The sequence below is a fragment of the Flavobacterium azizsancarii genome (genome assembly GCF_027980145.1).
GTDB lineage: Bacteria > Bacteroidota > Bacteroidia > Flavobacteriales > Flavobacteriaceae > Flavobacterium > Flavobacterium azizsancarii.
This window is the reverse complement of sequence record NZ_JAMZNK010000011.1, coordinates 107,594-122,485: the sequence shown is the minus strand read 5'-3', so window position 1 is coordinate 122,485 and position 14,892 is coordinate 107,594. Positions and strand designations below refer to the sequence as shown.

The window sequence follows — 14,892 nt, the reverse complement described above, 5'->3', positions numbered from 1 at the left end:
AGCCAACTTTAGGGTTTTAATTTTAACAATTACTCAATATTAAAATTCTTATATTTGAAATATTAAAATATTCGCAAAAAGGGCATTACGTTTTTTAACTTTTATAAAAAACTGTACTTTTGGAAAACCAAAATGAAAAGTAACAGCGCAAAATATCAATCTACAATGACAACTCAAAGAGTTGCAATTGCTGCTACAACAATTTCTACTACAACAACTACCCCTTAGGGGTATACATTTTACATATAATCCTGGTTATCTATACTTTTTTCTTAAAGAAGGAAGGCATTGGATACATAAAAATATTTGCATAAAAAGAAAAAAACATCAAAATGAAAGTATTAAAATTTGGCGGAACTTCGGTTGCCAATGCTCAAAATATAAAACTCGTTCTCGAAATTATAAACCAGAATTCTAAACACGATAAATTAGTTGTTGTTGTTTCGGCTTTAAGCAAAGTAACCGATTTATTACAATCGGCGGCGGCAAAAGCAGCTGCAAACGACGAAAGCTTTAGAGATATCGTTGCCGAAATTGAAAAAAAACACCTTGATACCTTAAAAGATTTAATTCCGGTAAGCGAACAAAGCGGTTTATTAAGTCATGTAAAAAGAATCATAAATCATCTTGAAACTTTACTGGACGGTTGTTTCTTATTAGGCGAATTATCTCCAAGAACTTCAGATACTATTTTAAGTTTTGGCGAATTGCTTTCGTCGTACATTATCGCACAGGCATATCAGCAAATTGATAAAGATGTGATTTATAAGGACAGCCGCGAACTCATTAAAACCAACAATAATTTTAGTAAAGCGGTCGTAAACTTTGAAGTTTCGAACCAATTGATTCAGGAATATTTTGGCGGAAATCAATCGCAAATCAATATTTTACCCGGATTTATTTCTCAGACTCTTGACGGAATCACTACAACTCTAGGTCGTGGCGGTTCTGATTATACTGCGGCGATTATTGCCGGAGCACTTAACGCATCACAACTGGAAATCTGGACTGATGTAAACGGAATGTTTACTGCAAACCCAAAAATCGTAAAACAAGCTCAGCCAATTGCAAATATATCTTATCAGGAAGCAATGGAATTGTCGCATTTTGGTGCCAAAGTGTTGTATCCACCAACGATCCAGCCTGTTTTAAGAAAAAATATTCCAATTTTAATCAAAAATACTTTTGAGCCGGAAGCCGTTGGAACTTTAATTTCTAATCAGGTTTCATCAAAAGATACTGTTGTAAAAGGAATCAGTCATATTGATAATATTTCGTTAGTAACACTTGAAGGTCCTGGAATGATAGGAGTTTCGGGCTCATCAAAACGTTTGTTCGAAGTATTGTCTCAGGAAAAAATCAATGTTATTTTTATCACTCAGGCTTCTTCTGAGCATTCTATTTGTATCGGAATTTTAAATTCGGATGCTGAAAATGCCGAAGCAGCAATCAATAAAGCTTTTGAAGTTGAGATTTTACAAAACAAAATCGATCCTGCCATTGTAGAAAAAGACCTTTGTATTATTGCCCTTGTGGGTGAAAACATGAAAAACCATCAGGGTTTAAGCGGAAGAATGTTTAGTACTTTAGGTAAAAACAACGTAAACATCCGTGCTATTGCCCAAGGTGCTTCTGAGCGTAATATCTCGACTGTAATCAACGAAAGAGACGTTAAAAAAGCACTGAATACTTTACACGAGAACTTCTTCGAAGAGAACACTAAACAACTGAATCTATTTGTAATGGGAGTTGGAAATGTGGGTGAGAAATTCATCGAACAAATTCACAGTCAAAGAAAGTTCTTGAAAGAAAATCTGAAGATTAACGTTCGCGTTATTGCTTTATCGAATTCCAGAAAAATGCTTTTTGATGAAGACGGAATTTCCCTGAAAGACTGGGAATCGGCTTTAGATAAAGGAGAACATGCTATTCCGGCAGAATTTATCGCTCGTGCCAAAGAACTGAATTTACGCAACAGTATTTTTGTAGATATTACAGCAAATGCAAGTGTTTCTGAAACTTACGAAAAATTCTTAAAAGAAAGTATTGCCGTTGTAACCTGTAATAAAATTGCCTGTTCATCTGCTTATGACAATTATAAAAAACTAAAAAGTTTATCTCGTCAATATAACGCTCCATTTTTGTTTGAAACCAATGTTGGTGCAGGATTACCAATTATAGATACGGTAAAAAACTTAATTGCCTCAGGTGATAAAGTGCATAAAATCCAGGCGGTTTTATCCGGAAGTTTAAACTTTATTTTCAACAACTTTGATAAAGACAATTCTTTTCATGATGTTGTAAAAGAAGCCGGAGTTCAGGGATTCACAGAGCCAGATCCTAAAATTGACTTAAGCGGAATCGATGTTGCACGTAAAATTCTGATTTTAATTCGTGAAAGCGGTTACGAAATGGATATTGATGCCATCGCCAACGAATCGTTCCTGCCAGCCGAATGTTTAGCAACAACAAACAACGAAGACTTTTTTGCATCGTTAACAAAACATGCTTCACATTTCGAAAAAATCTACGAAGAGGCTTTAGCCAAAGATTCAAGATTGAAATATGTAGCAAAATTCGAAGACGGAAAAGCAAGCGTAGGATTACAATTCATCCCAAAAGACCATCCTTTTTACAACTTAGAAGGAAAAGATAATATCGTGTTGTTCTACACAGATCGTTACGTAGATCAGCCTTTATTGATCAAAGGTGCCGGTGCAGGAGCAGCCGTTACAGCATCAGGAATTTTTGCAGATGTAATTCGAATAGGTAACAATTAAAGGTACTAAGTTGCTAAGGTTCTGAGTTTTTTTTATACTTGGAGACTTAGAAGCTTAGCAACTTAGAAGCTAGAAAATAAAAAACTTTGTGACTTTGTGCCTTCGTGGCAAAACCAACCAGAAATGAAAGAAATTAAACTATTTTGCCCGGCAACTATCGCGAATCTTTCGTGCGGATTTGACGTACTTGGACTTTGCTTAGACAATGCGGGTGATGAAATGATTGTTCGTAAAGTAGATCAAAAAGGAATTCGCATTACTAAAATTGTAGGTGCTGATCTACCTTTAGAAACCGAGAAAAACGTTTCGGGAGTTGCAGCCGTTGCAATGCTTGAAGCTTACGAAAAAGATTTTGAAGCGATAAATTTTGGATTCGAAATCGAAATCTACAAACACATCAAAGCCGGAAGCGGAATTGGAAGCAGTGCTGCAAGTTCTGCCGGAGCCGTTTTTGGGATTAATGAATTATTAGGAAAACCATATTCTCGTAAAGATTTGGTGCAATTTGCCATGCAAGGCGAGAAATTAGCCAGCGGAAACGCTCATGCTGACAACGTTGCCCCTGCCCTTTTGGGAGGTTTTACTTTGGTTAGAAGTTACGCTCCGCTGGATATTATCAGAATTAACAGTCCGGAAGAATTGTTCGCAACGGTGGTTCATCCTCAAATTGAGTTGAAAACTTCTGATGCGCGTTCGGTATTAAAACAAACCGTTTCCCTAAAAAGCGCGATTATGCAATGGGGAAATGTGGGCGGATTAATTGCCGGATTATACACAAAAGATTACGATTTGATAGGAAGATCACTTCATGACGAAATCGTAGAACCTTTAAGAAGCGTTTTGATTCCTGGATTTGATTTAATCAAACAAACGGCTATTGAAAACGGTGCTTTAGGTTCTGGAATTTCAGGTTCTGGTCCGTCGATTTTTGCTTTAAGCAGAGGAAAAGAAACCGCTGATAAAATTGCAAAAGCCATGAGTGAGGTGTATGAAAACATGAATTTGCCCTATGAAATTCATGTTTCGAAAATTAATCCCGATGGCGTAAGAATTATATAACACTAATTTACACGAATTATACGCCATGTTTGTCAGGCTGAGCGAAGTCGAAGCCCACGCAATGTATGAAACATAAAGTTTGTCATTTCGACGAAGGAGAAATCACATTAGTAACTCACACACAGCACGTTGCTCTCTGGATGCGATTTCTCCTCCGTCGAAATGACAAAAAAGCGTTAATCAATACAATTATAAAAATAAAAAAAAAGTAACCACAAAGCTTTGCGATCTCTGCGTTTTCAAAAGAAACCAATCCCTTGCGGTCTTTGCGGTAAAAAAACAACCATTGGAATTTGGAATTTAAAAATTGGAATTTGATAATACAGAAAGTCTATTTTCTATACTCTATTCTCTTTTTTCTAAAATCTAAAATCTAAAATCTAAAATTTAGAAATGAAATACTATAGTTTAAACCATAATGCACCCGAAGTTTCTTTTAAAGAAGCTGTAATACAAGGATTAGCAAGTGATAAGGGATTATATTTCCCAAAAAACATCACACCATTAAATCCTGCATTTTTTAATGTAATCGAAAATCTAAGCCACAACGACATCGCTTTTGATGTGATTCAGCAATTTGTGGGTGATGAAATTCCGGAAGAAAACTTAAGAGAAATCATCGCCGATACTCTGGTTTTTGATTTTCCTGTTGTAGAAGTCGAAAACGGCGTTTATTCGTTAGAATTATTCCACGGACCAACAATGGCTTTTAAAGACGTTGGAGCGCGATTTATGTCACGTTGTCTGGCGTATTTTAATAAAGACAAAAAAGACAGTAAAAATACGGTTTTAGTTGCCACTTCCGGAGATACCGGAGGAGCCGTTGCAAGCGGATTCCTTGGCGTTGCAGGTGTAGATGTTGTGATTTTATATCCATCAGGAAAAGTGAGCGACATTCAGGAAAAACAATTGACTACTTTAGGACAAAATATAAAAGCCCTTGAAGTTGATGGTGTTTTTGATGATTGCCAGGATATGGTAAAAAAAGCATTTTTAGACGAGTCTTTAGCGCATAAAAACCTGACATCTGCGAATTCTATAAATATTGCGCGTTGGTTGCCGCAAATGTTCTATTTTTTCTTTGCTTACAAAGCATTGAAAAGCCAAAACAAACCATTGATTTTCTCTTGCCCAAGTGGAAACTTCGGAAATATCTGTGCCGGAATTATGGCAAAGAAATTAGGATTGCCAATCGAACATTTTGTAGCGTCTACAAACGTAAACGATACGGTACCAAGATTCTTAGAAAACGGAAAATACGATCCAAAACCTTCTAAAGCCACAATCTCTAACGCAATGGATGTTGGAAACCCAAGTAACTTTATCAGGATTCAGGAATTGTACAACAATGACTTAAAAGCTTTCGAAAAAGATTTCTCTTCTTATAGTTATACTGATGAGGAAACCCTTGAAGCTCTAAAAAATATTTATAGCATAAACGGTTATATCGCAGAACCTCATGGCGCTGTTGGTTATCTTGGTTTGAAAAAAGAATTACAAAAACATGAGAGCGCCATTGGTGTTTTCTTAGAAACGGCACATCCTATTAAGTTTTTGGATGTTGTTGAGCCTGCTTTGGGAATTACGCTTCCTATTCCGGAACAAATTGAAAGTGTTATTAATGAGGAAAAAGTTAGTGTGAAGATTGGGACTTATGAGGAATTGAAGAGTTTCTTAGGTTAATAAAGCTAATATGAAATAATATATCGAACGACTGAGATTTATTTTCAGTCGTTTTTTTATTGCATTAAACCAAAATTATTTTGAGTTAGCAAATAAAATATCAAGTACGGAAATCCGTAAAAATTGGCTAGAAATAATATATATATGAAAAACAAGAAAACAAAAAAAAGCTTCGCTTATCTACCCAAATTTAAATGTATATGCGAAGGTTTGTTTTGCCTATAAACAGTTAAAGATTAAACAAAGTAGAACTAAGAATTAAATAACTTAAAATATGTTTGATGATTTAAATTTCGAAATTTTAAATAATCCTGAATACAAAGAGGACTCTGTTAGAGAAGATATAGTAATGCCTATTTTAAAAAAACTAGGGTATTCCTCATCTGGTAAAAATAAAATTAGAAGAGCAATTCCATTAACACATCCATTTGTTAATATTGGTTCAACTCAGCGAAAAATAAATATCATACCTGATTACATTCTTGAAACTGAAAATGGTGTCAAATGGATCTTAGACGCCAAAGGACCTAATGAAGATATAATTAAAAGTGCTAATGTCGAGCAAGCCTATAGTTATGCAATTAATCCTGAGGTTAGATGTGACGTATATGCATTATGCAATGGAAGACAATTAACCGCATTTAATATAAGGGAAATTCAACCAATTCTACAAATTGACATAGAAAACATAGATGAAAATTGGAGAGAAATAGCAACTATATTAAGCCCTTTACATCTAGAAAAATTTTATTTAAAAGATTTTCATCCTGATTTGGGAGTACATTTACTTAAATCGGGACTTGACTACAATGTTAGAATTCACATAGTTCATGCATTTGTTCACAATATAACAAAAGTTAATGATGAATTGTATACGGTATACTCAGTTGTTTACTTTGGTAATGATTATGGGCTTCTTTCGATTTTAAACCAGAGAAACTTTCTGAATTTTTAAATTCAGTACCTGAAGAAAAGAAAGACCTTATAATAAGTGGCTTAACAAATAATCCATATAAAGTTGATTTCAATTCAATTGAAGAAGCTTTTCCAATTGCGATTAGTGCGAAAAGAGGTACAATTGCTTATACTAATAGTAATGAAACTTACATCCCTTTAGAAGTTATTGAATTCAACAGTATCATCAGCTAGCGCAAGTGTCCCACTCGTGAACGCAAAGAAATTCAAAAACCAATTGAAACGTTCACGAGCGAGACGCTCGCGCTAGCAACTGATAATGGAAATAGAAAAAGAAGAAGAATTGTTATTCCTATTTCTACTCCATTAGAGATAATCATTATCCGCAAAAGAATAATAACTTTCCGGGGTAATGATCAAATGATCTATTACTTTTATATCAAGGACAATACCTGCTTCTTTGACTTTTTTAGTTATCAATCTATCCGAAGGAGAAGGAAGTATTTTGCCGGAAGGATGATTGTGCAGCATAATAAGCGCGGTTGCATTTGCTTTGAGCGCTGCAGTAAACAATAATCTCAGATCTACAAAAGTTCCTGTTATTCCCCCTTTGGATACTTCATAAAAACCCAGTACTATATTTGACTGGTTTAGCAAAAGAATTTTAAACTGCTCAAAAAACTCTATTTTATTGGGATCCCAAAATTTTAAAGCCAGTTTGTAAACTGATTCGGAAGAATCAATCTAAGGTCTTTCTGAGAGTTTTACCTTCGTCTTATAAAACAGTTCAATTTCTGATGCAATTCTCCAATCTTTCTCTTTTGCCAATTTCATAATAATGAAGATTTACAAATTATTTACAATAGCCTCTCAAAGCTATAAATGATTCCTTTTTTCTTTTGTAATTTAAATATTCCTTATAAGAAAAGTGTGGTCATATAATACCACTATTTGATTTCGCCCTTTAGATAAAAAATTCAAATTCAGGATAAATCCATTCTCAATATTGTAATTTTGTTTTTTCAGTAAAAGCAGAAAGTAATTCAATAAAAAAAATATACATTACAGCATAAATATTCCCTTTCTAGCGCAAGCGTTCCAGTCGGGAACTCAAAAAATGGCTAATTCAAATTGAATAATTCATGAATACAGGGCTAATACCAGGAAACAAACATATTTTTTACTAAGTTCTAAAATTATGGAAAGATTCTTTTTCATCATATTAATTATCCAAATGCTGTCTTACGGGCTAATAGATCATTTTAAAATAAAATATGGACGTTTTATTGTGCTTTCAATATTTTTATCACTTTTTCTAATTGCCTTCCCTCTTTATTTTCGTTTACCAGAAGAAACCATTCAAAATTACTGTGGATTTTACTACTACTTTGATTATTTTCACATCTATTGGAATATTGGTATTACGCTAGTTTTAGCTGCTCACTTTACTTATTGTTATTTAATTAATAGAAAATCAAAAATATCTAGTTTAAAAAATTAAATAAGTTTTTGCAACAATTATTTTTTAAGATAAAGCCAATTCTAAATATCATAATTTTGTTCCTCCAGCTAAAGCAGAGAGACAGTTCAATTCTAAAAACTAAAATACTTATGGCGATTTGGCAATATCTTTTAATGGTAGTTCCTGAGAATTCTATTGACAGCAATTATCAATGTATTTTTAAAAATAATAAAACAGGTTTTTTACCTGAAACAAAATCTTTTTGGAAAAATTTTGATGACGACATTCCTTCGATTATTGCTGAACTGGATCAAATTATAAAAAGAGCTAATTGGGGTAATGATACTTTTATAAATTGGAAAGGCGATGGAAATAATGAAGAAGATAATGATGCTTGCATTTGTTTGAGTGATGATAAAACAAGAATAGAGGAATTTCAATTCCGAATTGATTTGAGAAAAGCATCAAATATTACAAATATTCTTCAATCAATATTGAAACTTTGCGAAATAAACCAATTTGTTTTGATTGACTTAAAAGGCGAAATTTATAAACCAAAAATAGAATATATAATTGAAATTATAAAAGCTTCAAATGCAAATACTTTTCTTATAGATCCAATAAAGTTTTTAGAAAATTTGAGTAATGAAAAAAGAACATAAAATTATACTTGATTTATTAGAAATGTATTTGGAAAAAAATCCAAGCCAAAGATTTGGACAAGCACTTTTTAATCTCAATATTAATGAATTTAAAGAAATTACCGATCCGCGAAATCCGAATTATGATTTAAGAGATATTTATGGTGACGCTGATTTAGATATCGCTGAAAGAATTAAAAATCGGTTAAGTTTGATGGAATCTCAAAAGAACAAATAATTAAAACCTTAAAAATTTTGGCTAAAGCCAATTCTAAATATCATAATTTTGTTCCTCCAGCTAAAGCAGGAGGCTATTCAAAAAATTAAAAATTACAGCATAAAAATTAACATGATTACAAAAGCAACATTACAAGACATTCCATCGTTAAACCTATTAATAAACTCAGCCTACAGAGGCGAAACTTCTAAAAAAGGCTGGACTACAGAAGCTCATTTACTAGAAGGAAAAAGAACTACAGAAGAAGAATTAACCGAAATTATTCAAGATCCTAAAAATACATTTCTGAAATTTACAGAGAATGACAAAATTATTGGTTCGGTTTTATTGGTCGAGAAAGAGCATCAATTATATGTGGGAATGTTAACCGTTTCTCCTGAATTACAAAATAGCGGTATCGGAAAAAAGATGTTGGCAGAAGCTGAAGTTCATGCTAAATCTTTAGGATTGTCTACTCTTAGTATGACCGTTGTTTCGGTTCGTGCAGAGCTTATTGCCTGGTACAAACGTCACGGTTATGTCGATACGGATAAAAGAGAAGCTTTTCCTTCAAGTGATATTCATATTAATATTTCTGATAAGCCTTTAGAATTTATATTTTTGGAGAAAAGGCTTTGAGAGTTTAACCGCTAAGACCGCAAGGGTTTACGCTAAGTTCGCTAAACTTTTTATTGCTTGACTTTTATAATCTCGCAAATGCGCAAAGGCGCAAAGTTTTTTCACTATATAACTGATATAAATCCCTTTAGAAACAGGATTAAAGATGTAATTAAAACATTCAATACATGAACATACGCCTTTTGCCTAAAAAAGATAGTTCAGCCTCTATTTGGGGTGGTGGATTGACATATGAATATATTATATATCCAGAAACAGCAAAGTATAGCGACAGAGATTTTATATTCAGAATAAGCAGTGCTACTATAGAGAAAGTTCCCTCAGAGTTTACCAAGTTTAAAGGCTATTACCGATACCTGGTTATGCTTGATAACTATCTGGATATTGAGCTAAACAAAGAAAAAAAAAGATATGAGAAATATGAAATCATAGAATTTAATTCCGCTGATGAAGTGACTTCTTATACAAAAGGTACTGATTTTAATTGGATGGTTTCTGAAAAAGTATCCAATCATAAACTAAAAATAACGAATGGTAATCAGAATTATAATGCTGAAATAATAATCTTATTTTCTTTGCATACAACAATTATAAAAATTAATGAGAAGCTATATGATCTCGAACCTCATGATTTATTAGTCATTGAAAATCAAAAAAAGGAAAATATAGTGCTTGATTTTTCTAATGAATGCCTCTGTGGAATATTGGATTTTTAAAATTTGGTTTATTTGTTTCAGGTTTCAGATTTAACCGCAAAGGCCGCAAGGGTTTACGCTAGGTTCGCTAAGTTTTTATGCAATATTTTTTTAATCGCGCAAAGACGCCAAGCTGCCAAGTTTTATTTTTCTTTGCTCCTCTGCGACTTTGCGCGACTCTTTTTTTTAAACTTAGAACCTTAGCACCTTTTTTTAATCTTTGACAAAAACTCGTGTGAAACTCCAAGGTAAGAGGATAAATTTCTGTTGTTGATTTTATCTGCTTTGTGTGAGTACTTCTCAATAAAATCGAGATACCTTTGTTTGGAGGTTTTGTTTAAGACATCGATCAGTCTTTGCTGAATAGCGATGTTTGCTTTTTCGACCATAATAATGTGAAACTGAATTAGCTTTGGCACTTGCTCAAACAAGAGTGCTTTGTTGGTTTTACTAATGACCAAAATCTCGCTTTCTTCTATCGCCTTTATGTTGTAAGTTGTGGGCTTTTGATGGTAGAAACTTCCCAGATCACACATCCATTCGTTTTCGAACGAGAAAAAAATGACACTTTCAGTGCCATTATCATTCAAAATGTAGGTTTTGAAAGCACCTTTTAAAATAAATCCTTCATAAGAACTGTTTGAATCCTGAATCTGCAGGAATTCATTTTTCTTAAGTTTAATAAACTTGACTTTTTCAACAACTAATTTCCATTCTTCATCTGTTAAAGGTATTTTGTGTTCAATGCTTAATCGTAGGTTTTTATACATGTGGTTTTACTTTTTATTCTTACTCAGGGGCGTAAGTAGGTTAATGAATGAAAAATAATGTAATCGATTACGTAAAAATATACTTTTTTGTAATGTAACAGTTGTTAAATACACAATTAATAGTAAATTATTTTCAAAACATTGAACTTGTTCAACTTTTTTCATACTAATTATAGTCAGATTTGCAGTATTAACTATTTAACCAAACTTAAATATTATGAAATTTAAATCAACATGGACAGTGTTAGCCTTAACACTTGTATTAGGATTTGCAAGCTGCAACTCTGACGAAATTGCTTCTTACCAAAGCAATCAAAATGCTATTATCGAAACTACCACACCAACTGATGGTAATTTTACAGCAAAAGTTGGAAACTGTGCTCAGGTTCCGGGATGGGCATCTCAAAACGGAGGAACAACCGGTGGAGGAACATCTGCAGAAACGGTTGTGACTACTTATGCTCAATTAAAATCAGCTATTGAAAACAGCGCGGTAAAAGTGGTAAAAGTTAGTGGCACAATCACTATTACCACAAGATTGTCGTTGCAGGATCAAAGCGGCAAAACTATTTATGGTGCAAGCGGTGCAAAATTAGTTTCGACTGACCAGACCAAAGACGGTTCAGGTATTATTAACATCAAAAGATGTACGAACTTAATCATCAGAAACTTGATTTTTGAAGGCCCGGGCGCTTATGACACTGATGGTTGGGACAATGCTGTCTTAGACGATTGTCAAAATGTATGGGTGGATCACTGCGAATTTAGAGATGGTGTTGATGGCAACTTCGATATCAAAAATAAGTCTGATTATATTTCAGTTACTTATTCTAAATTCCATTACCTGAAACCACCTAAAGCAGGAGGTTCAGGAGGTTCTGATGATCACAGATATTCGAACTTAATTGGTTCAAGCGACGGAGCAACTGCTGATCGCGGAACATTGAGAATTACTTTTGCCCGTTGCTGGTGGGCTCCTGGCTGCAGAGAGAGAATGCCAAGAGTACGTTTTGGCAAAGTGCATATCATCAATAGTTACTTCAACAGTACGGTAAGCAACAAATGTATTGCTGCTGGTTTTGAAGCTAATATTAGGGTAGAAAATAACGTTTTTGAAGGCGTTAAAACTCCTATTGATTTAATGACGGGTTATACAGCTGTTACAGCAGTTGGAAACGTATTTACGAGTACTACAGGAAACACTGCAGGAAGCAATACCGCTTTTACTCCTCCGTATTCTATTGTAACACTTGCAGCTTCGGCTGTTAAAGCTGATATTACTGGTGGTGCCGGAGCTGGTGCGACTTTAGGAGGTAATGTTTGCGGTTCGTTTTAGTAAAATGCGTTAATTTTTAGTTTTTTTTATAACCATCTAAGTTATATAAGAAAATTTAAGTCAGTAGGCTTATGATTTCTTAAATGATTTATATGGTTATTTTTTTGGTTTTTTCCACGAAGGCGCTAAGACGCTAAGTTTTTTTATAGCAAGTCTTTTATAGTCGCGCAAAGACGCCAAGTCGCCAAGTTTCTAAATTATTGGCGACTTTGCGTCTTTGCACGATTTTTATTTTACAATATGTTAGACGCACTGCTGTGCGTCTCTACACGAAAAACCTCTGTCCCTTTGCAACTTTGCAACTTTGAACCTTCCTCTAAAGAACTAATTCTTCAAACAATCTTTGAACTGTTTTTTCTAAATCCTGGGATAATCCTGTATGTGGTCTTGAAGTTTGTATGGCTGAACTGCGTATGGCGGTTAACCAGCGAAAACGTTCCGGAATATCCATTGCTCCTATCGGGCCGCCATCTTTGGCTCCGTTTACAATTTTTTCTAATGCTGTTATGTTGCAATGCAATTGTTCGATATCAAAATCGTTTGATAAGGCCTCGACTTTCGCATCGTTTATGTGGTGTAATACTTTTATAAACTTGGCTCTTTTGCAAAATAAAATGACTCCGATATTCAGGAATTCTTCGCGTTCTACTCTTGGTACCACACGAATTACGGCATACTCATATAAGTGACTATCTTGCATTATTCGCTTGGTTTACAAAGATTTCTGAATTGTTTAATCTCGTTTGCAAAAACTGTAAGTATACATTTCGCAAAGTTTCAGGAGTTTCGTCTATATCCTCCCATTGAAGCCACTCTTCCGGAATTGTATTTACAATATCTACCAGAATTTCCGGTGTTAAAAGTGTTTTATATTCGGCATCAACTTCTTTTAAAAGAGAGGCTTGTGGCAATAAAACGTGATCTTTTATCAAAGCAAACGGACTTTTGGCATGTTGCTCCCAATTGTTCCAGGAATGGTGAAAATACAAACATGCGCCATGATCGATAAGCCATAATTCTTTGTGCCAGATCAACATATTGGTGTTTCTGAATGTACGATCGACATTGGTAATATAAGCGTCTAACCAAACAATCTGCGAGGCTAATTTAGCATCAACAGTTGTTACGACAGGATCGAAAGTGATAGCTCCGGATAAAAAATGAAGTGCGAGATTTAATCCCTGGCTACCTTGCAGTAAATCCTGAATTTCTTCGTCGCCTTCGTTTCTGCCAAATGCCTCGTCGAGATTAGCAAAAACTAATTCCGGTAATTGCAATTTTAATGCTTTAGCGATTTGTCCGCCTACTAATTCGGCTATCAAAGCTTTTACGCCGTGACCGGCTCCTCTGAATTTTAAGACGTATTTAAAATCGTCATCGGCTTCTGCCAAAGCGGGTAATGAACCGCCTTCGCGCAAAGGCGTAATATATCGTGTAACGTTTACCGTTCTGAGATCGAAATTGTTTTTCATAAGCAGTATTTACTGAAATACAAACTTACTAATTTAGATTGTTAGATTTTTAGACTTCTTAGATTTCTTAGATTTCTTAGATTTTGCTTATTTAACCGTAAAGCAGAAATGTACGCGGATAAAACGGATTCGCTAAAGCGAAGACGCTGAAAAAAGCGGATTTTTTATTCGTGTTTGTGCTGTTTAAATCGTAAAGTTGAGAAAGCTCTTCATTTTTTTGTCATCCTGACGGAGGAAGGATCGCACTAGAGGATCGACAAAGATTGGGTCTTTTCGTAATAGAGTTTCTTGTGTGATTTCACCTTTCGTCGAAATGAACAAAACTATAAAATCTTTGCTTAAAATCTAACAAATCTAGGATTCTAAGAAGTCTAATGATCTAAACTCAAAAAAGCTTTACCCAGATTCTCAATAATATCCGATGCGATAAACGACTGATAACCGGTTTGTGGCAAGGCAATATCAGCAGTTAATCCGTGAAGAAAGACGCCAAGTTTTACGGCATATTTAGGTTCATAACCTTGCGCCAGAAAACTAGTGATGATTCCGGTTAAGGTGTCGCCGCTTCCTGCGGTTGCTAAAGCAGCATTTCCTGTGGTGTTTTCGTAGATTTGATTTTTATTGATAATGTAAGTTGGTGCGCCTTTCATGACGATGATAACTTTATACTTTTCAGAGAATGCGATTGTTTTCTGAAACTTTTCAGATTCTGAATTCCACTTGCCTATTAAACGTTCCAGTTCTTTTGGATGTGGTGTCAGAATCGTGTTGTCAGGAACTAATTCTAACCAGGATTGATTTTCGGCTAAGATATTCAACGCATCAGCATCAAGAACAAGAGGTGTTTTATTGACTCTTAAAAATTCGAATACCGCTTTTTGTGTGCCTAACTCCTTCCCTATTCCGGGACCAATCGCGATGGCTTGTGGCTGAATGGGAAGATGAATATTGGTAATAAAATTGGCATTTTCATCTGTGACTACCATAACCTCAGGAATTGAGATTTGCAGAATTTGATAACCACATTTTGGCGTATAAGTAGTTACGAGTCCGCAACCTGATTTTAAGCAGGATTTTGATGCTAAAACGGCTGCTCCTATTTTGCCATAACTTCCGGCAATAATCACCGCATGACCCTGAAGTCCTTTATGTGTATGAGGATTTACGGGCTTGTAGAATTTTAGAATTTCTTCTTTGGTGATTAAAAGCGGATCTTTCATTTG

13 protein-coding genes and 1 pseudogene are annotated in these 14,892 nt (G+C 34.5%); 9 read left to right on the top strand and 5 right to left on the bottom strand.

The genetic code is table 11. The features are described 5' to 3' along the window. Nucleotides 1–332 precede the first annotated feature (332 nt). The 4 genes from thrA to NJT12_RS09445 all read left to right on the top strand — a co-directional run bounded on the left by thrA (nt 333) and on the right by NJT12_RS09445 (nt 6,477). Nucleotides 333–2,780, top strand: coding sequence for a bifunctional aspartate kinase/homoserine dehydrogenase I (gene thrA / locus NJT12_RS09460; RefSeq protein ID WP_271335651.1), 2,448 nt, complete (start codon nt 333–335; stop codon nt 2,778–2,780). 123 nt (nt 2,781–2,903) lie between these two features. Next, entirely contained in the window at nt 2,904–3,839 is a 936-nt protein-coding gene (locus NJT12_RS09455) for a homoserine kinase (protein WP_271335649.1), read from the top strand. Between the two features lie 393 nt (nt 3,840–4,232). Continuing rightward, complete coding sequence (thrC, locus tag NJT12_RS09450) at nt 4,233–5,522, top strand: threonine synthase (RefSeq protein WP_271335648.1); 1,290 nt, start codon at nt 4,233–4,235, stop codon at nt 5,520–5,522. 274 nt (nt 5,523–5,796) lie between these two features. Further along, the gene (locus NJT12_RS09445; protein WP_271335647.1) at nt 5,797–6,477 is read left to right on the top strand and encodes a type I restriction enzyme HsdR N-terminal domain-containing protein; all 681 of its coding nucleotides are present in this window, start codon (nt 5,797–5,799) and stop codon (nt 6,475–6,477) included. A 326-nt stretch (nt 6,478–6,803) separates the two neighbouring features. On the opposite strand, the pseudogene NJT12_RS09440 reads toward NJT12_RS09445, so the two are convergent. After that, nucleotides 6,804–7,271, bottom strand: a pseudogene (locus tag NJT12_RS09440) (JAB domain-containing protein). A 777-nt stretch (nt 7,272–8,048) separates the two neighbouring features. On the opposite strand from NJT12_RS09440, the gene NJT12_RS09435 reads away from it, so the two are divergent. The 4 genes from NJT12_RS09435 to NJT12_RS09420 all read left to right on the top strand — a co-directional run bounded on the left by NJT12_RS09435 (nt 8,049) and on the right by NJT12_RS09420 (nt 10,112). Beyond that, nucleotides 8,049–8,561, top strand: coding sequence for a hypothetical protein (locus NJT12_RS09435; protein WP_271335646.1), 513 nt, complete (start codon nt 8,049–8,051; stop codon nt 8,559–8,561). Further along, nucleotides 8,545–8,778 (top strand): hypothetical protein, encoded by a 234-nt coding sequence (locus NJT12_RS09430; RefSeq protein WP_271335645.1) that lies wholly within the window; start codon nt 8,545–8,547, stop codon nt 8,776–8,778. Before NJT12_RS09435 ends, NJT12_RS09430 begins: the two co-directional genes overlap by 17 nt. Nucleotides 8,779–8,889: 111 nt before the next feature. After that, entirely contained in the window at nt 8,890–9,396 is a 507-nt protein-coding gene (locus tag NJT12_RS09425; protein ID WP_271335644.1) for a GNAT family N-acetyltransferase, read from the top strand. Between the two features lie 167 nt (nt 9,397–9,563). Beyond that, a complete protein-coding gene (locus tag NJT12_RS09420; protein WP_271335643.1) occupies nt 9,564–10,112 on the top strand; it encodes a HutD family protein in 549 nt (182 codons plus the stop codon). A 179-nt stretch (nt 10,113–10,291) separates the two neighbouring features. On the opposite strand, the gene NJT12_RS09415 is transcribed toward NJT12_RS09420, so the two are convergent. After that, nucleotides 10,292–10,861 carry a Crp/Fnr family transcriptional regulator gene (locus NJT12_RS09415; RefSeq protein WP_271335642.1) on the bottom strand — a complete coding sequence of 190 codons (570 nt, stop codon included), beginning with the start codon at nt 10,859–10,861 and terminating at the stop codon, nt 10,292–10,294. 217 nt (nt 10,862–11,078) lie between these two features. Between NJT12_RS09415 and NJT12_RS09410 the strand changes: the two genes are divergently transcribed. Continuing rightward, nucleotides 11,079–12,197: a pectate lyase family protein gene (locus NJT12_RS09410; protein ID WP_271335641.1), complete on the top strand. Its 1,119-nt coding sequence runs from the start codon at nt 11,079–11,081 to the stop codon at nt 12,195–12,197. 316 nt (nt 12,198–12,513) lie between these two features. Here NJT12_RS09410 and NJT12_RS09405 read toward each other — a convergent pair whose 3' ends face one another. The 3 genes from NJT12_RS09405 to NJT12_RS09395 form a co-directional block, all read right to left on the bottom strand. Then, nucleotides 12,514–12,897, bottom strand: a complete 384-nt coding sequence (locus NJT12_RS09405) for a DUF3037 domain-containing protein (RefSeq protein ID WP_271335640.1) — start codon at nt 12,895–12,897, stop codon at nt 12,514–12,516. Further along, complete coding sequence (locus NJT12_RS09400; RefSeq protein ID WP_271335639.1) at nt 12,887–13,669, bottom strand: HipA family kinase; 783 nt, start codon at nt 13,667–13,669, stop codon at nt 12,887–12,889. The genes NJT12_RS09405 and NJT12_RS09400 overlap by 11 nt, the downstream gene beginning before the upstream one ends. Before the next feature lie 371 nt (nt 13,670–14,040). Then, nucleotides 14,041–14,889 (bottom strand): NAD(P)H-hydrate dehydratase, encoded by an 849-nt coding sequence (locus tag NJT12_RS09395; RefSeq protein WP_271335638.1) that lies wholly within the window; start codon nt 14,887–14,889, stop codon nt 14,041–14,043. Nucleotides 14,890–14,892 lie beyond the last annotated feature (3 nt).

Bases quoted from the DNA above. Each gene is read 5' to 3' on its own strand.
- thrC (WP_271335648.1), top strand. From the start codon at position 4,233: ATGAAATACTATAGTTTAAACCATAATGCACCCGAAGTTTCTTTTAAA.
- NJT12_RS09445 (WP_271335647.1), top strand. From the start codon at position 5,797: ATGTTTGATGATTTAAATTTCGAAATTTTAAATAATCCTGAATACAAA.
- NJT12_RS09420 (WP_271335643.1), top strand. From the start codon at position 9,564: ATGAACATACGCCTTTTGCCTAAAAAAGATAGTTCAGCCTCTATTTGG.
- thrA (WP_271335651.1), top strand. From the start codon at position 333: ATGAAAGTATTAAAATTTGGCGGAACTTCGGTTGCCAATGCTCAAAAT.
- NJT12_RS09415 (WP_271335642.1), bottom strand. From the start codon at position 10,861: ATGTATAAAAACCTACGATTAAGCATTGAACACAAAATACCTTTAACA.
- NJT12_RS09455 (WP_271335649.1), top strand. From the start codon at position 2,904: ATGAAAGAAATTAAACTATTTTGCCCGGCAACTATCGCGAATCTTTCG.
- NJT12_RS09410 (WP_271335641.1), top strand. From the start codon at position 11,079: ATGAAATTTAAATCAACATGGACAGTGTTAGCCTTAACACTTGTATTA.
- NJT12_RS09400 (WP_271335639.1), bottom strand. From the start codon at position 13,669: ATGAAAAACAATTTCGATCTCAGAACGGTAAACGTTACACGATATATT.
- NJT12_RS09430 (WP_271335645.1), top strand. From the start codon at position 8,545: ATGAAAAAAGAACATAAAATTATACTTGATTTATTAGAAATGTATTTG.
- NJT12_RS09405 (WP_271335640.1), bottom strand. From the start codon at position 12,897: ATGCAAGATAGTCACTTATATGAGTATGCCGTAATTCGTGTGGTACCA.
- NJT12_RS09425 (WP_271335644.1), top strand. From the start codon at position 8,890: ATGATTACAAAAGCAACATTACAAGACATTCCATCGTTAAACCTATTA.
- NJT12_RS09435 (WP_271335646.1), top strand. From the start codon at position 8,049: ATGGCGATTTGGCAATATCTTTTAATGGTAGTTCCTGAGAATTCTATT.
- NJT12_RS09395 (WP_271335638.1), bottom strand. From the start codon at position 14,889: ATGAAAGATCCGCTTTTAATCACCAAAGAAGAAATTCTAAAATTCTAC.